The sequence below is a fragment of the Pseudomonas sp. NPDC089534 genome, from assembly GCF_044749305.1.
In the GTDB taxonomy this organism is placed as follows: Bacteria; Pseudomonadota; Gammaproteobacteria; order Pseudomonadales; family Pseudomonadaceae; genus Aquipseudomonas; species Aquipseudomonas ekonensis.
This window is the reverse complement of record NZ_JBIVHR010000013.1, coordinates 24438-42878: the sequence shown is the minus strand read 5'-3', so window position 1 is coordinate 42878 and position 18441 is coordinate 24438. Positions and strand designations below refer to the sequence as shown.

At 64.0% G+C, this 18441-nt stretch carries 19 protein-coding genes and 1 pseudogene; 13 read left to right on the top strand and 7 right to left on the bottom strand.

Features of this window, described 5'->3' with window-relative positions; all coding sequences use genetic code 11:
- Positions 1 to 46 precede the first annotated feature (46 nt).
- A complete protein-coding gene (locus ACIP0B_RS05905) occupies positions 47 to 1540 on the bottom strand; it encodes an aldehyde dehydrogenase (RefSeq protein ID WP_400830464.1) in 1494 nt (497 codons plus the stop codon).
- A 236-nt stretch (positions 1541 to 1776) separates the two neighbouring features.
- Between ACIP0B_RS05905 and ACIP0B_RS05900 the strand changes: the two genes are divergently transcribed.
- Complete coding sequence (locus ACIP0B_RS05900; RefSeq protein ID WP_085578939.1) at positions 1777 to 2139, top strand: cupin domain-containing protein; 363 nt, start codon at positions 1777 to 1779, stop codon at positions 2137 to 2139.
- Positions 2140 to 2314: 175 nt separating this feature from the next.
- Here the strand turns inward: ACIP0B_RS05900 and rpmG are convergent, their stop codons facing one another.
- Both rpmG and rpmB read right to left on the bottom strand, forming a co-directional pair.
- A complete protein-coding gene (rpmG, locus tag ACIP0B_RS05895; RefSeq protein WP_003177274.1) occupies positions 2315 to 2470 on the bottom strand; it encodes a 50S ribosomal protein L33 in 156 nt (51 codons plus the stop codon).
- Positions 2471 to 2481: 11 nt separating this feature from the next.
- Entirely contained in the window at positions 2482 to 2715 is a 234-nt protein-coding gene (rpmB, locus tag ACIP0B_RS05890; RefSeq protein ID WP_007921114.1) for a 50S ribosomal protein L28, read from the bottom strand.
- Between the two features lie 446 nt (positions 2716 to 3161).
- Here rpmB and ACIP0B_RS05885 point away from each other — a divergent pair, with 446 nt between their 5' ends.
- Positions 3162 to 4748: an ABC transporter substrate-binding protein gene (locus ACIP0B_RS05885; RefSeq protein WP_400830462.1), complete on the top strand. Its 1587-nt coding sequence runs from the start codon at positions 3162 to 3164 to the stop codon at positions 4746 to 4748.
- Positions 4749 to 4882: 134 nt separating this feature from the next.
- Here ACIP0B_RS05885 and radC read toward each other — a convergent pair whose 3' ends face one another.
- On the bottom strand, positions 4883 to 5557 hold the full coding sequence (radC, locus tag ACIP0B_RS05880; protein WP_400830460.1) for a DNA repair protein RadC: 675 nt from the start codon (positions 5555 to 5557) through the stop codon (positions 4883 to 4885).
- A gap of 135 nt (positions 5558 to 5692) precedes the next feature.
- On the opposite strand from radC, the gene coaBC reads away from it, so the two are divergent.
- The 4 genes and pseudogenes from coaBC to argB all read left to right on the top strand — a co-directional run bounded on the left by coaBC (position 5693) and on the right by argB (position 9920).
- Positions 5693 to 6901, top strand: a complete 1209-nt coding sequence (gene coaBC, locus ACIP0B_RS05875; protein ID WP_085655890.1) for a bifunctional phosphopantothenoylcysteine decarboxylase/phosphopantothenate--cysteine ligase CoaBC — start codon at positions 5693 to 5695, stop codon at positions 6899 to 6901.
- A gap of 5 nt (positions 6902 to 6906) precedes the next feature.
- The gene (gene dut, locus ACIP0B_RS05870) at positions 6907 to 7362 is read left to right on the top strand and encodes a dUTP diphosphatase (RefSeq protein WP_085578949.1); all 456 of its coding nucleotides are present in this window, start codon (positions 6907 to 6909) and stop codon (positions 7360 to 7362) included.
- Between the two features lie 258 nt (positions 7363 to 7620).
- Positions 7621 to 8997 (top strand): annotated as a pseudogene (locus ACIP0B_RS05865) (phosphomannomutase/phosphoglucomutase); the annotation flags it as partial.
- 17 nt (positions 8998 to 9014) lie between these two features.
- Positions 9015 to 9920, top strand: a complete 906-nt coding sequence (argB, locus tag ACIP0B_RS05860) for an acetylglutamate kinase (protein WP_085630201.1) — start codon at positions 9015 to 9017, stop codon at positions 9918 to 9920.
- Positions 9921 to 10024: 104 nt separating this feature from the next.
- On the opposite strand, the gene pyrE is transcribed toward argB, so the two are convergent.
- A complete protein-coding gene (pyrE, locus tag ACIP0B_RS05855; protein WP_400830458.1) occupies positions 10025 to 10669 on the bottom strand; it encodes an orotate phosphoribosyltransferase in 645 nt (214 codons plus the stop codon).
- Between the two features lie 82 nt (positions 10670 to 10751).
- Here pyrE and ACIP0B_RS05850 point away from each other — a divergent pair, with 82 nt between their 5' ends.
- Complete coding sequence (locus ACIP0B_RS05850) at positions 10752 to 11531, top strand: exodeoxyribonuclease III (RefSeq protein ID WP_007920349.1); 780 nt, start codon at positions 10752 to 10754, stop codon at positions 11529 to 11531.
- An 85-nt stretch (positions 11532 to 11616) separates the two neighbouring features.
- Here ACIP0B_RS05850 and ACIP0B_RS05845 read toward each other — a convergent pair whose 3' ends face one another.
- Together ACIP0B_RS05845 and rph are read right to left on the bottom strand one after the other, a co-directional pair.
- The gene (locus ACIP0B_RS05845; protein WP_217894467.1) at positions 11617 to 11985 is read right to left on the bottom strand and encodes a DUF4870 domain-containing protein; all 369 of its coding nucleotides are present in this window, start codon (positions 11983 to 11985) and stop codon (positions 11617 to 11619) included.
- A 29-nt stretch (positions 11986 to 12014) separates the two neighbouring features.
- Positions 12015 to 12737, bottom strand: coding sequence for a ribonuclease PH (rph, locus tag ACIP0B_RS05840; protein WP_217894466.1), 723 nt, complete (start codon positions 12735 to 12737; stop codon positions 12015 to 12017).
- A gap of 268 nt (positions 12738 to 13005) precedes the next feature.
- Between rph and ACIP0B_RS05835 the strand changes: the two genes are divergently transcribed.
- The 6 genes from ACIP0B_RS05835 (at position 13006) to ACIP0B_RS05810 (ending at position 18316) form a co-directional block, all read left to right on the top strand.
- Positions 13006 to 13869, top strand: a complete 864-nt coding sequence (locus tag ACIP0B_RS05835) for a YicC/YloC family endoribonuclease (protein ID WP_400830455.1) — start codon at positions 13006 to 13008, stop codon at positions 13867 to 13869.
- A 10-nt stretch (positions 13870 to 13879) separates the two neighbouring features.
- Entirely contained in the window at positions 13880 to 14500 is a 621-nt protein-coding gene (gmk, locus tag ACIP0B_RS05830; protein ID WP_400830454.1) for a guanylate kinase, read from the top strand.
- A gap of 167 nt (positions 14501 to 14667) precedes the next feature.
- On the top strand, positions 14668 to 14934 hold the full coding sequence (gene rpoZ, locus ACIP0B_RS05825) for a DNA-directed RNA polymerase subunit omega (protein ID WP_085578965.1): 267 nt from the start codon (positions 14668 to 14670) through the stop codon (positions 14932 to 14934).
- Positions 14935 to 14991: 57 nt separating this feature from the next.
- Positions 14992 to 17097, top strand: a complete 2106-nt coding sequence (gene spoT / locus ACIP0B_RS05820; protein WP_400830452.1) for a bifunctional GTP diphosphokinase/guanosine-3',5'-bis pyrophosphate 3'-pyrophosphohydrolase — start codon at positions 14992 to 14994, stop codon at positions 17095 to 17097.
- Between the two features lie 24 nt (positions 17098 to 17121).
- Positions 17122 to 17502, top strand: a complete 381-nt coding sequence (locus ACIP0B_RS05815) for a RidA family protein (RefSeq protein WP_065258184.1) — start codon at positions 17122 to 17124, stop codon at positions 17500 to 17502.
- Positions 17503 to 17575: 73 nt separating this feature from the next.
- On the top strand, positions 17576 to 18316 hold the full coding sequence (locus ACIP0B_RS05810; protein ID WP_400830450.1) for a hypothetical protein: 741 nt from the start codon (positions 17576 to 17578) through the stop codon (positions 18314 to 18316).
- Positions 18317 to 18441: the final 125 nt, after the last annotated feature.

Below are 18441 nucleotides of genomic sequence, written 5' to 3'. Positions count from 1 at the left end.
GATCTCTGCAGTTTCGGGGGCCTGACGGGCAGGCCCCCTCAACGGCTCACAGCTTGATCCAGGTCGCCTTGAGCTCGGTGTACTTGTCGAACGCATGGAGCGACTTGTCGCGGCCGTTGCCCGACTGCTTGAAGCCGCCGAACGGCGCGGTCATGTCGCCGCCGTCGTACTGGTTGACCCACACGCTGCCGGCCCGCAAGGCCTTGGCGGTCAGGTGCGCCTTGGAAATGTCCTGGGTCCACACCGCCGCCGCCAGGCCGTAAGGCGTGTCGTTGGCGATGCGCACCGCCTCCTCGGCGGTGTCGAAGGTGATGACCGACAGCACCGGCCCGAAGATCTCTTCCTGGGCGATCTTCATCGCGTTGCTCACGCCGTCGAAGATCGTCGGCTCGACGTAGGTGCCGCCGGTCTCCTGCATCGTGCGCTTGCCCCCGGCCACCAGCTTGGCGCCGTCGGCGTGGCCGGACTCGATGTAGGACAGCACGGTGTTCATCTGCTGGGTGTCCACCAGCGCACCGACGTTGGTGGCCGGATCCAGCGGGTTGCCCGGCTTCCAGGCCTTCAGGGCCTCGATCACCATCGGCAGGAATTTATCCTTGATCGAACGCTCGACCAGCAGCCGCGAGCCGGCGGTGCACACTTCGCCCTGGTTGAAGGCGATGGCGCTGGCGGCGGACTCGGCGGCGGCCTGCAGGTCCGGCGCGTCGGCGAACACAATGTTCGGGCTCTTGCCGCCGGCCTCCAGCCACACGCGCTTCATGTTCGACTCACCGGCGTAGATCATCAGTTGCTTGGCGATCTTGGTCGAACCGGTGAACACCAGTGTGTCGACGTCGTTGTGCAGGGCCAGGGCCTTGCCGACGGTGTGGCCATAACCCGGCAGCACGTTGAGCACGCCTTTCGGGATGCCGGCCTCGACCGCCAGGGCGGCGATGCGGATGGCGGTCAGCGGGGATTTCTCCGACGGCTTGAGGATCACCGAGTTGCCGGTCGACAGGGCCGGGCCCAGTTTCCAGCAGGCCATCAGCAGCGGGAAGTTCCACGGCACGATGGCGCCGACCACGCCGACCGGCTCGCGGGTCACCAGACCCAACTGATCGTGCGGGGTGGCGGCGACTTCGTCGTAGAGCTTGTCGATGGCTTCGCCGCTCCAGCTCAGCGCCTGCGCCGCGCCGGGAACGTCGATGTACAGCGAATCGCTGATCGGCTTGCCCATGTCGAGGGTCTCGAGCAAGGCCAGCTCCTCGGCGTGCTGCTTGAGCAGACCGGCGAAACGGATCATGGCGGCCTTGCGCTTGGTCGGCGCCAGGCGCGACCAGACACCGGAATCGAAGGTGGCGCGGGCATTCTCCACGGCGCGCTGGGCGTCGGCGGCGTCACAGCTGGCGATCTTGCCCAGCAGACGGCCATCGACCGGGCTGATGCACTCGAAGGTCTCACCCGAGACGGCTTCGGTGTACTCGCCGTTGAGGTAGGCGCGGCCTTCGATCTTCAGGTCGCGGGCGCGTTGTTCCCAGTCGGCACGAGTCAGGGTGGTCATTCGAGTGTCCTCCTCTTGTTGAATGCGGGCGCCGCGATCATCGCGGTCGTCGTCAGGAATTCTGCCCGGCCAGCCTGAATTTCGGCCCAGGGCATCCGCCACCCTAAACCAGCGGCCGGGGTCGTTTCAATATATTTGACATAAGGCGGCCATACGGCCTTGCGGTGTTCAATTTAATAAACATAGACTTTGGCCCTTTCCAATCCATCGCGTCGCCACCACGGGAGACAACAACAATGAACATCCAGAACGTCGTCGACATCAGCCAGACCGCCAGCGAAGCCGAACGCTACCGCCCGGATCCGGCCAAGGTGCTCAAGGGCGACCCCGAGCAGGCGGTGTTCAACCAGTACGACAGCCCTTGCGGGCAAATGAACGTCGGCGTGTGGGAAGGCGCGGTCGGGCAATGGACGGTGAACTACACCGAGCACGAATACTGCGAGATCCTGCAGGGCGTTTCGGTGCTGCGCGACAGCGACGGCAACGCCAAGACCCTGCGCGTCGGCGACCGCTTTGTGATTCCGGCCGGTTTCCGGGGCACCTGGGAAGTGCTGGAAGCTTGCCGCAAGATCTATGTGATCTTTGAGCAGAAGGCCTGAGGGTCAGCGTCGCCCGGGCTGACGCCATCGCCAGCAGGCTGGCTCCCACAGGGATCGCCACACAGATCCACTGTGTAGGCCTGCCCGCGAAAAGCCCCGGCCTGGCAAAAACCGGGGCAACAAAAAAGGCCCGTATCGTGAGATACGGGCCTTTTTCGTCGGTCGGAAAAATCAATTACTTGATTTTGCCTTCCTTGTAGATCACGTGCTTGCGAACAACCGGATCATATTTCTTGATCTCGATTTTGTCCGGGGTAGTACGCTTGTTCTTGTCGGTAGTGTAGAAGTGACCAGTACCGGCGCTCGAGATCAAACGAATCAATTCACGCATGATTAGCTCCCTTAAACCTTGCCATCGCGGCGAAGTTCGGCCAGCACGACATCAATGCCGCGCTTGTCGATGATACGCATGCCTTTGGCAGATACGCGCAGACGCACGAAACGTTTCTCGGACTCAACCCAGAAGCGGTGATGCTGCAGGTTTGGCAGGAAACGACGACGGGTTTTGTTGTTTGCGTGGGAAATGTTATTCCCGGTTACCGGACCCTTACCGGTAACTTGACATACTCTAGACATGCCTCAGCCCTCTAAAACCACATGCCCAACCCGGCATGGGTTGGCCGCTTAATCTCTAGTCATTGTGGCGCCAGGCGCCGCGATTCTTTAGAGGTCTTACCGGCTACACCTACAAGCGAAGGAACCGGGCCCCTAGAAAAGAGCGCTGCTTTATACCAGAAAGACCCGAGAGCAACAACAATCGGTGTGCAATCAATTGGCAAAAAGCCGGAATTTTCGGCTCCAGACGCTTTGGATAAAGGCTGTCGCGGATTTCGACCGCTCGTCGCAGAAAAACGGTTCTGCCGGCGATCCGCAGGGACGGCATCGTCGCACGCCGCAAAAAACCCGGCAACCCGGCCCTGAAGTTGCAAAAAGGGATAGTCAATTGCAACCGTGCCCACTAGGGTAGGCCTTTTCCAGACTGCACTTGCAGATGGGCCTCCGATCTGTAAAGGAATCTGACCATGCGCCTCGCTGCCCTCTCCCTTTTGCTCGCCCCGCTTCTGCTGAGCCCCCTGGCCCAGGCCGCCGCCCTGAGCGTCTGCACCGAGGCCAGCCCCGAAGGGTTCGATGTGGTGCAGTACAACTCGCTGACCACCACCAACGCCTCGGCCGACGTGCTGATGAACCGCCTGGTGGACTTCGACACCGCCAGCGGCAAGGTCGTCCCGAGCCTCGCCGAAAGCTGGGACGTCAGCACCGACGGGCTGACCTATGTGTTCAAGCTGCGTCCGCAGGTGAAGTTCCACAGCACCGACTACTTCAAGCCGACCCGCGACCTGAGCGCCGAAGACGTCAAGTTCAGCTTCGACCGCATGCTCGACCCGGCCAACCCATGGCACCAGGTGGCCCAGAGCGGCTTCCCCCACGCTCAGTCGATGCAGTTGCCCGCGCTGATCAAGAAGATCGACGCCCTGGATCCTTTGACCGTGCGCTTCACCCTCGACCATCCGGACTCGACCTTCCTGGCGACCCTGAGCATGGGCTTCGCCTCGATCTACTCCGCCGAGTACGCCGACCGCCTGCTCAAGGCCGGCACGACCGACAAGCTCAACAGCCAGCCGGTCGGCACCGGCCCGTTCGTGTTCACCCGGTTCCAAAAGGACGCGTCGGTCCGCTACAAGGCCAACCCGGACTACTTCGGCGGCAAGCCGGCGGTGGATCCGCTGATCTTCGCCATCACCCCGGACGCCAACGTGCGCCTGCAGAAGCTGCGGCGCAACGAATGCCAGATCGCCCTGTCGCCGAAACCGCTGGATGTGCAGGCGGCGAAGCAGGAGCCGACACTTAAAGTAGAAAAGACCGACGCGTTCATGACCGCCTTCGTCGGCATCAACAGCCAGCATCCGCCGCTGGACAAGCCGGAAGTGCGCCAGGCGATCAACCTCGCCTTCGACAAGGCCAACTACCTCAAGGCCGTGTTCGAAGACACCGCCGAGGCCGCCAACGGCCCCTACCCGCCCAACACCTGGAGCTACGCGAAGAACCTGCCCGGCTACGCCCACGACGTGGACAAGGCCAAGGCGCTGATGGCCAAGGCCGGCCTGAAGGACGGCTTCCAGACCACCATCTGGACACGCCCGTCCGGCAGCCTGCTCAACCCCAACCCGAGCCTCGGCGCCCAGCTGCTGCAATCGGACCTGGCGGAGATCGGCATCCAGGCGGAGATCCGCGTGATCGAATGGGGCGAACTGATCCGCCGGGCCAAGGCCGGCGAACACGACCTGCTGTTCATGGGTTGGGCCGGCGACAACGGCGACCCGGACAACTTCCTCACGCCGCAGTTTTCCTGCGCGGCGGTCAAGTCCGGCACCAACTTCGCCCGCTACTGCAACGCCGACCTGGACCGCTTGATCGGCGCCGGCAAGACCACCAGCGAGCAAGGCGTGCGCAGCAAGCTCTACGAACAGGCGCAGGCCCTGATCCAGCAGCAGGCCCTGTGGCTGCCGCTGGCGCACCCGACCGCCTTCGCGCTCACGCGCAAGGATGTGCAGGGTTACGCGGTGAGCCCGTTCGGGCGGCAGGACTACGCCAAGGTCACCTTGAAGTAACCCGCCACAACACAAAACCTGTGGGAGCTGGCTTGCCAGCGATAGCGGCAGATCATCAACATTGATGCTGACTGACACGGCGCCATCGCGAGCAGGCTCGCTCCCACAGTGGATGATGCGGTTGGCGTCCGGAGCTACATCCAGCCGCACTCCGCCATCGACAGCGGCTCCCCGTCGCCGATGATGAAGTGGTCGAGCACCCGCACATCGATCAGCTCCAGCGCCTTCTGCAGCCGCTTGGTCAGCAGGCGGTCCGCCTGGCTCGGATCGGTGTTGCCCGACGGATGGTTGTGGCACAGGATCAGCGCCGCCGCGTTGTGCACCAGCGCACGCTTGACCACCTGACGCGGATGGACGCTGGTGTTGTCGATGGAGCCGCGAAACAGCGCCTCGAACGTCAGCACCTGGTGCTTGGAATCCAGGAACAGGCAACCGAACACCTCGTGCGGCTCATGGCGCAGCATGGCCTTGAGGTAGTCGCGCACCACCTGCGGGTTCTCCAGCGCCGGCTTGCGCCGCATGCGCTCGGCCAAGTGCCGGCGCCCCATCTCCAGCACGGCCTGCAACTGGGCGAACTTCGCCGGCCCCAGCCCCAATTGCCCGCTGAACACGGTCAGGTCGGCCTCCAGCAAGGCACGCAGGCTGCCGAACTGACTCAACAGGTGCCGCGCCAGGTCCACCGCGCTTTTTCCGGACACGCCAGTGCGCAGGAAGATCGCCAGCAGCTCGGCGTCCGAAAGGCTCGCAGAGCCCTGTTCAAGTAGCTTTTCCCGCGGCCTTTCCGCCGCCGGCCAATCGCGAATACTCATGCGCCTTCCTTGTCTGTGGGCGCCGCTGTTCCGTAGCGGACGCTGTGATATCGTAGCCCATCTTTTTTGGCGGTCGGTCCGCCCCTGGGGAGGGGGTATCGCATCGCTACCATCCATGAAATGAAAGGCAGACCTATGCAGCGGCTGTATCGGAAACGCATCGTTCTGGGCGTCGGCGGCGGCATCGCGGCCTATAAAAGCGCCGATCTGGTTCGCCGCCTGATCGACCAGGGCGCCGAAGTGCGTGTGGTCATGACCCGCGGCGGCAGCGAATTCATCACCCCGCTGACCATGCAGGCCCTGTCCGGGCACCCGGTGCACCTCGACCTGCTCGACCCCGCCGCCGAAGCCGCGATGGGCCACATCGAACTGGCCAAATGGGCCGACTTGGTGCTCATCGCCCCGGCCACCGCCGACCTGCTGGCCCGCCTGGCCCAGGGCATCGCCAATGACCTGCTGACCACCCTGGTGCTCGCCACCGACGCCATCGTCGCCGTGGCCCCGGCCATGAACCAGGCGATGTGGCGCGACCCGGCCACCCAGGCCAACCTGCAACTCCTGGAAAGCCGCGGCCTGAAGACCTTCGGCCCGGCCTCCGGCAGCCAGGCCTGCGGCGACGTCGGCATGGGCCGGATGATGGAAGCCACCGACCTGGCCCAATGCGCGGCGGACTGCTTCCAGCGCCAGGCGCTGACCGGCAAGCACGTGGTCATCACCGCCGGCCCGACCCAGGAAAACATCGACCCGGTGCGCTACATCACCAACCACAGCTCCGGAAAAATGGGCTTCGCCCTGGCCGAAGCGGCGGTGGAAGCCGGCGCCCGCGTGACCCTGATCAGCGGCCCGGTGCACCTGCCGACCCCGGACCGCGTCACCCGCATCGACGTGGTCAGCGCCCGGGACATGCTCGCGGCCTGCGAAGCCGCGATGCCTTGCGACATCTTCATCGCTTCGGCAGCGGTCGCGGACTACCGCCCGGAAGTCGTCGCCCCGCAGAAACTCAAGAAAGACCCTACGAGCGGTGACGGCTTCGTCCTGCAAATGGTGCGCAACCCGGACATCCTGGCCACCATCGCCACCCGTCCCGACCGTCCGTTCAGTGTCGGCTTCGCCGCCGAGACCGAACACCTGCTCGACTACGCTGCACGCAAACTGAAGGACAAGAATCTCGATCTGATCGTCGCCAACGACGTCGCCAACCCGAGCATCGGCTTCAACAGCGAAGAGAACGCCTGCAGCGTCATCGACCGTGGGCTGCACGCCACGGTTTTCGCCCAGACCAGCAAGGGCAAGATCGCCCGCCAACTGGTCACTTTCATCGCCGAACGGCTGAACCAGGTTTAATTTACATGCACGCTTTGCAAGCCAAGATCCTCGACCCACGCATCGGCACCGAATTCCCGCTGCCGCAATACGCCACGCCCGGCTCCGCCGGCCTCGACCTGCGCGCCATGCTGGAACAGGACACCGTGATCAAGCCGGGCGAGACCGTGCTGATCCCCACCGGCCTGTCGGTGTACATCGGCGACCCGAACCTCGCTGCGCTGATCCTGCCGCGCTCAGGCATGGGCCATAAGCACGGCATCGTGCTGGGCAACCTCGTCGGCCTGATCGACTCCGACTACCAGGGCCCGCTGATGGTGTCCTGCTGGAACCGCGGCCAGACCGACTTCACCATGACCGTCGGCGAACGCCTGGCGCAGCTGGTGCTGGTGCCGGTGGTGCAGGCGCATTTCGAGATGGTGGAAGAGTTCGTGGAAACCGAACGCGGCACGGGCGGTTTCGGCCATACCGGCACGAAGTGACCGACGAAAACCCATTGTGGCGAGGGAACTTGCTCCCGCTTGGGGGCGCAGCGCCCACCGAATTTTTGGGGCCGCTACGCAGCCCAGCGGGAGCGAGCTCCCTCGCCACAGGGGCGTCATGGCCCTTTCATGCCACGAACTCTCTGCGGAAAACGCCGTCATACCCTTCAGTTCGACCCTGCCGCCGAATGAATCGCCGGCGTGTCCCGCCACTTTCGAGATGGAGCATTTCTGCAGATGAGCACCCCCGCCCAAGTCGCACCGAAGCTTCCCGACAGCATCTTCCGCGCCTATGACATCCGCGGCACCGTGCCGGAATTCCTCAACGCCGAGACCGCCTACTGGATCGGCCGCGCCATCGGCTCGCAGAGCCTGGCCGAAGGGGAGCCGAACGTTTCCGTCGGCCGCGACGGGCGCCTGTCCGGCCCGGAGCTGGTCGCCCAACTGATCAAAGGCATCGCCGACAGCGGCTGCCACGTCAGCGACGTCGGCCTGGTGCCGACCCCGGCGCTGTACTACGCCGCCAACGTGCTGGCCGGCAAGTCCGCCGTGATGCTCACCGGCAGCCACAACCCATCGAACTACAACGGCTTCAAGATCGTGATCGCCGGCGACACCCTCGCCAACGAGCAGATCCAGGCCCTGCACGAACGCCTCAAGACCGGCAACCTGAGCAACGGCCAGGGCAGCGTGACCCAGGTCGAGATCCTTGACCGCTACACCACCGAAATCGTCCGGGACATCAAACTGGCCCGGCGCATGAAGGTCGTGGTGGACTGCGGCAACGGCGCGGCCGGCGTCATCGCCCCGCAACTGATCGAAGCGCTGAACTGCGAAGTGATCCCGCTGTTCTGCGACGTGGACGGCCACTTCCCCAACCACCACCCGGATCCGGGCAAACCCGAGAACCTCGTCGACCTGATCGCCAAGGTCAAGGAAACCGGGGCCGACCTGGGCCTGGCCTTCGACGGCGACGGCGACCGCGTCGGCGTGGTGACCGACACCGGCAGCATCGTGTTCCCCGACCGCCTGCTGATGCTGTTCGCCCGCGACGTGCTGGCGCGCAACCCGGACGCGGAAATCATCTTCGACGTCAAATGCACCCGCCGGCTCATCCCGCTGATCAAGGAATACGGCGGCCGGTCGCTAATGTGGAAGACCGGCCACTCGTTGATCAAAAAGAAGATGAAACAATCCGGCGCCCTGTTGGCCGGCGAAATGAGCGGGCATATCTTCTTCAAGGAACGCTGGTTCGGTTTCGACGACGGCATCTACAGCGCCGCCCGGCTGCTGGAGATCCTCAGCAAGGAAAAATCCAGCGCGGAAGCGCTGTTCGCGACCTTCCCGAACGATATTTCCACGCCGGAAATCAATATCCATGTGACCGAAGAGAGCAAATTCAGCATCATTGATGCACTGCACGACGCACAGTGGGGCCCAGGCGCGGACCTGACCACCATCGACGGCGTGCGGGTCGACTACGCCAAAGGCTGGGGCCTGGTGCGCGCATCCAACACCACACCGGTGCTGGTGCTGCGCTTCGAGGCCGATGACGAGGCAGAACTTGCACGCATCAAGGCTGTGTTCCATGACCAGCTGAAACGCGTTGCACCTGATCTCCAACTACCGTTCTGATTCACCCGGAGCCCTGAATGACCCTCGAACGCGATGCCGCCGCCCAAACCGCCAAGGTCCTGTCCGAAGCGCTGCCTTACATCCGACGTTATGTCGGCAAGACCCTGGTGATCAAATACGGCGGCAACGCGATGGAAAGCGAGGAGCTGAAGACCGGCTTCGCCCGCGACATCGTCTTGATGAAGGCCGTGGGCATCAACCCGGTGGTCGTGCACGGCGGCGGCCCGCAGATCGGTGACCTGCTCAAGCGCCTGTCCATCGAAAGCCACTTCGTCGACGGCATGCGCGTCACCGACGCGGCAACCATGGACGTGGTGGAAATGGTGCTCGGCGGCCAAGTCAACAAGAGCATCGTCAACCTGATCAACCGTCATGGCGGCAGCGCCATCGGCCTGACCGGCAAAGACGCCGAGCTGATCCGCGCGAAGAAGCTCAACGTCACCCGCCAGACCCCGGAGATGACCACCCCGGAAATCATCGACATCGGCCACGTCGGCGAAGTGGTCGGGATCAACACCGACCTGCTGAACCTGCTGGTCAAGGGCGACTTCATCCCGGTGATCGCGCCGATCGGCGTCGGTGAGAACGGCGAGTCGTACAACATCAACGCGGATCTGGTGGCCGGCAAGGTCGCCGAAGCGCTGAAGGCCGAGAAACTGATGCTGCTGACCAACATCGCCGGCCTGATGGACAAGGAAGGCAAGGTGCTGACCGGCCTGAGCACCCAGCAAGTCGACGCGCTGATCGCCGACGGCACCATCTACGGCGGCATGCTGCCGAAGATCCGCTGCGCGCTGGAAGCGGTGCAGGGCGGCGTGGGCAGCTCGCTGATCATCGACGGCCGCGTGCCGAATGCGATCCTGCTGGAGATCTTCACCGACACCGGCGTGGGCACCCTGATCAGCAACCGCAAGCGTTCGTAAGCACCGCGGAAAACGAAAGACCCCGCTCAGCCAGGCTGAGCGGGGTCTTTTTTTGCCTCAGATCCCTGCAGGAGCGAGCCTGCTCGCTCCTGCAAAGAATCCGGTCAAACGCCGAACTTGGCGCGGTAGGCCTCGACGGCCGGCAAGTGCTGCTTGAGCTGCGGGTCGTCGGCCAGGAATTCCAGCACCTGGTTCAGCGACACGATGCTGATCACCGGGATGCCGAAGTCACGCTCGACTTCCTGGATCGCCGAAAGCTCGCCGTTGCCGCGCTCCTGGCGGTTCAGGGCGATCAGCACGCCGGCCGCCTTGGCGCCTTCCTGGGACGCAATGATCTGCATCACCTCACGGATCGCGGTGCCGGCGGTGATCACGTCGTCGATGATCAGCACGTCGCCGGTCAACGGCGCGCCGACCAGGCTGCCGCCCTCGCCGTGGGCCTTGGCTTCCTTGCGGTTGAAGCACCAAGGCAGGTCGCGGCCATGGTGTTCGGCCAGCGCGACGGCGGTGGTGGCCGCCAGCGGGATGCCTTTGTAGGCCGGGCCGAAGAGGACGTCGAACGCAATGCCGCTGTCGGCGATGGCCGCCGCGTAGAAGCGACCCAGCTGGGCCAGCGCGGAACCTGAGTTGAACAGGCCGGCATTGAAGAAGTAAGGACTGGTGCGCCCGGACTTCAGGGTGAACTCACCGAAGCGCAAAACGCCGCGATCGATGGCAAAACGAATGAAATCGCGCTGATACGCTTGCATGAAAAAAACCCCAAATACCACGGATTTAGCTAATAAGCTTGACGCCGTGTATCATACACGCACGCGATTTTTGGGGCCATTTATGCGGATCATCAGTGTGAACGTCAATGGTATTCAGGCTGCAGTCGAGCGAGGTTTGCTCAGTTGGCTGCAGGCTCAGAATGCCGACGTCATCTGCCTGCAGGACACCCGTGCCTCCGCCTTTGAACTGGACGACCCAGCCTTCCAACTGGACGGCTACTTCCTTTATGCCTGCGACGCCGAAGTTCCCGCCCAAGGTGGTGTGGCTTTGTACTCGCGGTTGCAACCGAAGGCTGTCATCAGCGGTCTCGGTTTCGAGACGGCCGACCGCTACGGGCGCTACCTGCAAGCAGATTTCGACAAAGTCAGTATTGCCACCTTGCTGCTTCCTTCGGGGATGAACGGCGATGAGGACTTGAACCAGAAGTTCAAGCTCATGGACGACTTCGGCAAATACCTGGACAAGCAGCGGCGCAAACGTCGCGAGTACATCTATTGTGGCTCGCTGTACGTGGCGCAGCAGAAGCTCGACATCAAGAACTGGCGCGACAGCCAGCAATCACCGGGCTTCCTGGCGCCGGAACGCGCCTGGATGGACGAGATCGTCGGCAACATGGGTTATGTCGACGCCTTGCGCGAAGTCAGCCGCGAAGGCGACCAGTACAGCTGGTGGCCGGACAACGAGCAGGCCGAGATGCTCAACCTCGGCTGGCGCTTCGACTACCAGATCCTGACCCCGGGCCTGCGCCGCTTCGTGCGCAGCGCACGCCTGCCGCGTCAGCCACGGTTCTCGCAGCACGCGCCGCTGATCGTGGACTACGACTGGACGCTGACCATCTGAGCGCCTTTTCGCAGCCGCAAAAAAACCGACATCGCTGTCGGTTTTTTTGTGCCTGAAGGCTTTGCGCTGCAGGAGCCGTCGGTCGTTATTTGATCAGGCGCCAGGTGAACGGATACCGGTAGGCGATCCCTTCGTTCGCCTTCACCCCGGCGATGATCGTCAGCACCAGCGCGCCGATGGCCAGCAGGCCGAACAGCACGAACCCGATGATCAGCACCATCAGCAGGAAGCAGACCATCGAGGCGATCGCCACGGTGATCTGGAAGTTCAGCGCCTCCTTGCCCTGGGCATCGATGAACGGATCGGTCTCGCGCTTCATCTGCCACAGGATCAGCGGCCCGATCAGCGTGCCGAACGGCACCCAGATCCCCAGCAGGGCGGACAAGTGACAAAACATGGCCCACTGGCGCACCTCGTGGCTCGGCCTGGGCTGCAGCTCTTGCTCGTCACTCATCGCATCCTCCTTGGGGGGCGCCCGGCGGCTCAGTCGGCCAGCGCCGCCTTCTGCAGTTCGAAGATCTCGGTCATGCCCTTCTTGGCCAGTTCCAGCATGGCGGTCAATTCCTCAGGCTGGAACGGCGCGCCTTCGGCGGTGCCCTGCACTTCGATGAAGCCGCCGGTGCCGGTCATCACCACGTTCAGGTCGGTCTCGGCGGCGGAATCCTCAAGATAGTCCAGATCCAGCACCGGCTCGCCCTGGTACATGCCCACGGAAACGGCGCCGATCATCTGCTTGAGCGGGTCGCCGCCCTTCAGGCCGCCGCGCTTCTTGATCACCTTCAGCGCATCGACCAGCGCGACCATTGCGCCGGTGATCGACGCGGTGCGGGTGCCGCCGTCGGCCTGGATCACATCGCAGTCGACGTACAGGGTGACATCGCCCAGCTTGGACATGTCCAGCGCCGCACGCAGGGAGCGGCCGATCAGGCGCTGGATCTCCAGGGTGCGCCCGCCCTGCTTGCCGCGGCTGGCCTCGCGCTGGTTACGCTCGCCGGTGGAGCGCGGCAGCATGCCGTATTCGGCGGTCAGCCAGCCCTGGCCCTGGCCCTTCAGGAAACGCGGCACGCCGTTTTCGACGCTGACGGTGCAGATGACTTTGGTATCGCCGAATTCGACCAGTACCGATCCCTCGGCATGCTTGGTGTAGTTGCGGGTAATGCGGATCGAGCGGAGCTGATCGGCAGCGCGACCACTTGGACGTTTCATAGGAGACACCTGTACTGGGGACGGAAAACTGCGGAGCATTATAGAGCCGCGCACCGCGCCTGGGCACTCGTTAAAAATTCCCGCCGACGGCCGAGGGCCCTGAAACGCCAGTCCCGACGGCGTGCAGCCCTTTGTCACACCGTGTGTTTGGGCGCATCCGCCGCACTGCGCTACAATCCTGCGCCTTTGCTGCCAGTCGGCTTACATTCATTGAGAGCGCCGAGGCGGAACCCGGGTTCCGCACCGTTCCGCATTGCGAGGTACCACCATGGTGCACAGCATGACCGCCTTCGCCCGCGTCGAGAAAGCCGGCGCCCAGGGCACCCTGAGCTGGGAGCTGCGCTCGGTCAACAGCCGCTACCTGGAACCGCACCTGCGCCTGCCGGAGTCCTTCCGCGACCTCGAAGGCGCCGTGCGCGAAGCGCTGCGCCAGGGCCTGTCGCGGGGCAAGCTGGAATGCACCCTGCGCTTCACCGAAGAAAGCACCGGCAAGCCGCTGCAGGTGGACCGCGAGCGCGCCGCGCAACTGGTCGCCGCCGCCGAGACCGTCGCCGGCCTGATCAAGAACCCCGCCGCGCTGAACCCGCTGGAAGTGCTGGCCTGGCCGGGCGTGCTGGTCGCCGACGCCACCGATCCGCAGGCGCTCAACGCCGAGGCGCTGGCGCTGTTCAACCAGGGCCTGAAGGAACTCAAGGCCGGCCGCGAGCGCGAAGGCGCGGAGCTGGCCCGGCTGATCGACGAGCGTCTGACCTCCATCGAGGAAGACGTGTCGACCCTGCGCGAACTGGTTCCGCAGATGCTCGCCACCCAGCGCCAGAAGGTTCTGGATCGCTTCACCGACATGAAGGCGGAGCTGGATCCGCAGCGCCTGGAGCAGGAAATGGTCATGCTCGCGCAAAAGAGCGACGTGGCCGAAGAACTGGATCGCCTGAGCACCCACATCATCGAAGTCCGCCGGGTGCTCAAGTCCGGCGGCGCGGCCGGGCGACGCCTGGACTTCCTGATGCAGGAGCTCAACCGCGAAGCCAACACACTGGGCTCCAAGGCCTTCGACCCGCGCAGCACCCAGGCGGCGGTCAACCTCAAGGTGTTGATCGAACAGATGCGCGAACAAGTGCAGAACATAGAGTAAGGCAATTCCCATGACCCACAGCACCGGCACCCTTTACATCATTTCCGCCCCCTCGGGCGCGGGCAAGAGCAGCCTGGTCAAGGCACTGACCGACGCCGATCCGCAGATCCGCGTGTCGGTCTCCCACACCACCCGCGCCATGCGTCCGGGCGAAGTGGACGGGGTGAACTATCACTTCGTCGACCGCAGCGAATTCGTGAAAATGATCGAGCACGGCGATTTCCTCGAACGCGCCGAAGTGTTCGGCAACCTCTACGGCACCTCGCAGAGCCACCTGCAGCAGACCCTGGACGAAGGCCACGACCTGATCCTGGAAATCGACTGGCAGGGCGCCGAGCAGGTGCGCAAGCTGATGCCCCAGGCCCGCTCGATCTTCATCCTGCCGCCGTCGCTGCAGGCCCTGCACCAGCGCCTGACCAACCGCGGCCAGGACAGCGACGAGGTCATCGAAGGCCGCATGCGCGAAGCGGTCAGCGAGATGAGCCACTACGTCGAATACGACTACCTGATCATCAACGACGATTTCGCCCACGCGCTGAGCGACCTGAAGGCGATTTTCCGCGCCAACCAGCTGCAGCAGAAACGCCAGCAGCAGCGTTTCGGCAAACTGCTGGCCGAACTGCTCGGTTGAGCAGCCCTTCCCAAACGCACTGCAAGGGCTTTACATTGGCACTTGCAGCGCGTTGAAGGGTCTGGTCAAAAAATCAGCGCTTCCCTAATCGCTGGTGTTTTTTTAAACTGCTGAGTCCGCTCGCCCATCCGGGCACCGCGCATACTGCATTTGCTACGAGGAAGACCATGGCCCGCGTAACCGTTGAAGACTGCCTAGAACACGTGGATAACCGCTTTGAGCTGGTCATGCTCTCGACCAAGCGTGCCCGTCAACTGGCAACCGGCGGCAAAGAGCCGAAGGTCGCATGGGAAAACGACAAGCCTACCGTCGTCGCCCTGCGCGAAATCGCCGAAGGCATCGTGACCCCTGAATTCATCGCCGCCGAAGAAATCGTCACCGAAGACCCGGTCTTCGCTGCATTTACCGAGGACGAGTCCAACGAGGCCGTCTAAGCCTATGCCTGGTCGACGTAGCACGGCGCGGGATCACAGCTTGCGGCAGGAGTCATCATGCCGAGCATAGACGCCCTCGCCGATCGCTTATCGGCCTACCTCGGCCAGGATCAGGTCAACCTGGTCCGCCGAGCCTACTTCTACGCCGAACAGGCCCACGACGGCCAGCGCCGCCGCAGCGGCGAGGCGTACGTCACGCACCCGCTCGCGGTCGCGAACATCCTTGCCGACATGCACATGGACCATCAGAGCCTGATGGCCGCGATGCTGCATGACGTGATCGAAGACACCGGCATCGCCAAAGAGGCGCTGCAGGCGCAGTTCGGCGAAACCGTGGCCGAACTGGTCGACGGGGTCAGCAAACTGACCCAGATGAACTTCGAGACCAAGGCCGAGGCCCAGGCCGAGAACTTCCAGAAAATGGCCATGGCCATGGCGCGCGACATCCGCGTGATCCTGGTCAAGCTGGCCGACCGCCTGCACAACATGCGCACCCTGGAAGTGCTCTCCGGCGAGAAGCGCCGGCGGATCGCCAAGGAAACCCTGGAGATCTACGCCCCCATCGCCAACCGGCTGGGCATGCACTCGGTGCGCATCGAGTTCGAGGACCTCGGCTTCAAGGCCATGCACCCGATGCGTTCCGCGCGGATCTACCAGGCGGTCAAGCGCGCCCGGGGCAACCGCAAGGAAATCGTCAACAAGATCGAAGAATCCCTGAGCCACTGCCTGGCCATCGACGGCATCCAGGGCGAGGTCAGCGGCCGCCAGAAGCACCTCTACGGCATCTACAAGAAAATGCGCGGCAAGCGCCGGGCCTTCAACGAGATCATGGACGTGTACGCGTTCCGGATCATCGTCGACAAGGTCGACACCTGCTACCGCGTGCTGGGTGCCGTGCACAACCTGTACAAGCCGCTGCCGGGGCGCTTCAAGGACTACATCGCGATCCCCAAGGCCAACGGCTACCAGTCGCTGCACACCACGCTGTTCGGCATGCACGGCGTGCCCATCGAAATCCAGATCCGCACCCGCGAGATGGAAGAGATGGCCAACAACGGCATCGCCGCCCACTGGCTGTACAAGTCCAGCAGCGACGAGCAGCCCAAAGGCACCCATGCCCGCGCCCGCCAATGGGTCAAAGGCGTGCTGGAAATGCAGCAACGTGCCGGCAACTCGCTGGAATTCATCGAAAGCGTGAAGATCGACCTGTTCCCGGACGAGGTCTACGTGTTCACGCCCAAGGGCCGGATCATGGAGCTGCCCAAAGGCTCCACCGCCGTCGACTTCGCCTACGCGGTGCACACCGACGTCGGCAACAGCTGCATCGCCTGCCGGATCAACCGCCGCCTCGCACCGCTGTCCGAACCGCTGCAGAGCGGCTCCACGGTCGAGATCGTCAGCGCCCCCGGCGCCCGGCCGAACCCGGCGTGGCTCAACTTCGTGGTCACCGGCAAGGCCCGCACCCACATCCGCCATGCGCTCAAGCTGCAGCGCCGCTCCGAATCCATCAGCCTGGGCGAACGCCTGCTGAACAAGGTGCTGAACGGCTTCGACAGCTCGCTGGAGAACATCTCCGCCGAGCGGATCCAGGCCATGCTCGCCGAGTACCGCCTCGAACTGATCGAAGACCTGCTCGAAGACATCGGCCTGGGCAACCGCATGGCCTACGTGGTGGCCCGCCGCCTGCTCGGCGAGGAAGAGCAGCTGCCGGCACCGGAAGGCCCGCTGGCGATCCGCGGCACCGAGGGCCTGGTGCTCAGCTACGCCAAGTGCTGCACGCCGATCCCCGGCGACCCGATCGTCGGCCACCTGTCGGCGGGCAAAGGCATGGTCGTGCACCTGGACAACTGCCGCAACATCACCGAAATCCGCCACAACCCGGAAAAGTGCATCCAGCTCTCCTGGGCCAAGGACGTCAGCGGCGAATTCAACGTCGAACTGCGGGTCGAGCTGGAGCACCAGCGCGGCCTGATCGCCCTGCTGGCCAGCAGCGTCAACGCGGCCGACGGCAACATCGAGAAAATCAGCATGGACGAGCGCGACGGCCGCATCAGCGTCGTCCAGCTGGTGGTCAGCGTCCACGACCGCGTGCACCTGGCCCGCGTGATCAAGAAACTGCGCGCCCTGACCGGGGTGATCCGCATCACCCGCATGCGCGCCTAAGCCCGCCATCACAAGGAGTCATACATGACCAAGACCGTTATCAGCAGCGACAAGGCCCCGGCCGCCATCGGCACCTACTCCCAGGCGATCAAGGCCGGCAACACCGTGTACATGTCGGGCCAGATCCCGCTGGACCCGAAAACCATGGAACTGGTCGAAGGCTTCGAAGCCCAGACCGTCCAGGTGTTCGAGAACCTGAAGGCCGTGGCCGAAGCGGCCGGCGGTTCGTTCAAGGACATCGTCAAGCTGAACATCTTCCTCACCGACCTGAGCCACTTCGCCAAGGTCAACGAGATCATGGGCAAATACTTCGAACAGCCGTACCCGGCCCGCGCCGCCATCGGCGTCGCCGCCCTGCCGAAGGGTTCGCAGGTCGAAATGGATGCCATCCTGGTCATCGAGTAATGCGCACGGCGCAGCGTCCGGACGCTGCGCCGACTGCTTTGCCGTCTAGAAAAGGTTTCGAAAGGATTTCTCCATGCGCAAAGCGCTTGCTCTCTCGCTGCTCGCCATTTTCCTCGGCGGCTGCGCCAGCGACCCTGCCGACCGTGACATCAGCGGCACCTGGATCAACCAGACCGCCATCGACGCCGCCGCCAAAGGCGGCCCCCTGCGCGAAGCGCTGCAGGCCTACGGCCCGAACCTGGAATGGGACGTCAACACCCGTGCCGGCCAGGCCCGCTACACCAACGGTTTCGAAAACGTCGAAGGACGCTTGCAGGGCGAGCAGTCCGGCGCGTGGAAAATCGACTTCTACGGCGGTTCAGCCAGCGAGCTGAAACGCGACGGCAGCCAGATGAAACAGGCCGCCACCGAAAACGAACCGGAACAGCTGTTCGACCGCGCCCAGATCCCCGTGCCGGACGGCGCCCCCATCGGCGCCAGCTTCGAGCGCGCGCTGTACTCGGCCTACCTGGGCGGCAACTGGACCATCGCCAGCGGCCAGGGCGAAGGCAGCACCGTGCAGTTCCAGGCCGACGGCCAGGTCTCCGGCCTGCCCGGCGCCGACCGCTACGCCCTGTGCCTGGCCGGCGATTGCGCCTCGATGAACAGCGACCACGACAGCATGTGGCTGCAGCTCAACGGCCAGGGCAACAACTGGATCTTTGCGCGCAAGGGCAAGGAACTGGAGATCTTCCAGGCGGTGAACACCGCGCTGGCGGACGAACAGCCGCAGTTCACCCCGGGCGAGCGCAAGTGGTTGCTCGAGAAGCAGTGACCTGCTTCTGAACCCCTGCGGCGCCTTTACTGCCGCCATCGCCAGCAGGCTGGCTCCTACAGGAATTTCGGTCGATCGCAGCATCTGCGGCCGCCGCTGAATCCTGTGGGAGCCAGCCTGCTGGC

What these genes read in the sequence shown, in the direction of transcription:
- ACIP0B_RS05905 (WP_400830464.1), bottom strand. Translation starts at nt 1,540, where the DNA reads ATGACCACCCTGACTCGTGCCGACTGGGAACAACGCGCCCGCGACCTG.
- ACIP0B_RS05900 (WP_085578939.1), top strand. Translation starts at nt 1,777, where the DNA reads ATGAACATCCAGAACGTCGTCGACATCAGCCAGACCGCCAGCGAAGCC.
- rpmG (WP_003177274.1), bottom strand. Translation starts at nt 2,470, where the DNA reads ATGCGTGAATTGATTCGTTTGATCTCGAGCGCCGGTACTGGTCACTTC.
- rpmB (WP_007921114.1), bottom strand. Translation starts at nt 2,715, where the DNA reads ATGTCTAGAGTATGTCAAGTTACCGGTAAGGGTCCGGTAACCGGGAAT.
- ACIP0B_RS05885 (WP_400830462.1), top strand. Translation starts at nt 3,162, where the DNA reads ATGCGCCTCGCTGCCCTCTCCCTTTTGCTCGCCCCGCTTCTGCTGAGC.
- radC (WP_400830460.1), bottom strand. Translation starts at nt 5,557, where the DNA reads ATGAGTATTCGCGATTGGCCGGCGGCGGAAAGGCCGCGGGAAAAGCTA.
- coaBC (WP_085655890.1), top strand. Translation starts at nt 5,693, where the DNA reads ATGCAGCGGCTGTATCGGAAACGCATCGTTCTGGGCGTCGGCGGCGGC.
- dut (WP_085578949.1), top strand. Translation starts at nt 6,907, where the DNA reads ATGCACGCTTTGCAAGCCAAGATCCTCGACCCACGCATCGGCACCGAA.
- argB (WP_085630201.1), top strand. Translation starts at nt 9,015, where the DNA reads ATGACCCTCGAACGCGATGCCGCCGCCCAAACCGCCAAGGTCCTGTCC.
- pyrE (WP_400830458.1), bottom strand. Translation starts at nt 10,669, where the DNA reads ATGCAAGCGTATCAGCGCGATTTCATTCGTTTTGCCATCGATCGCGGC.
- ACIP0B_RS05850 (WP_007920349.1), top strand. Translation starts at nt 10,752, where the DNA reads ATGCGGATCATCAGTGTGAACGTCAATGGTATTCAGGCTGCAGTCGAG.
- ACIP0B_RS05845 (WP_217894467.1), bottom strand. Translation starts at nt 11,985, where the DNA reads ATGAGTGACGAGCAAGAGCTGCAGCCCAGGCCGAGCCACGAGGTGCGC.
- rph (WP_217894466.1), bottom strand. Translation starts at nt 12,737, where the DNA reads ATGAAACGTCCAAGTGGTCGCGCTGCCGATCAGCTCCGCTCGATCCGC.
- ACIP0B_RS05835 (WP_400830455.1), top strand. Translation starts at nt 13,006, where the DNA reads ATGGTGCACAGCATGACCGCCTTCGCCCGCGTCGAGAAAGCCGGCGCC.
- gmk (WP_400830454.1), top strand. Translation starts at nt 13,880, where the DNA reads ATGACCCACAGCACCGGCACCCTTTACATCATTTCCGCCCCCTCGGGC.
- rpoZ (WP_085578965.1), top strand. Translation starts at nt 14,668, where the DNA reads ATGGCCCGCGTAACCGTTGAAGACTGCCTAGAACACGTGGATAACCGC.
- spoT (WP_400830452.1), top strand. Translation starts at nt 14,992, where the DNA reads ATGCCGAGCATAGACGCCCTCGCCGATCGCTTATCGGCCTACCTCGGC.
- ACIP0B_RS05815 (WP_065258184.1), top strand. Translation starts at nt 17,122, where the DNA reads ATGACCAAGACCGTTATCAGCAGCGACAAGGCCCCGGCCGCCATCGGC.
- ACIP0B_RS05810 (WP_400830450.1), top strand. Translation starts at nt 17,576, where the DNA reads ATGCGCAAAGCGCTTGCTCTCTCGCTGCTCGCCATTTTCCTCGGCGGC.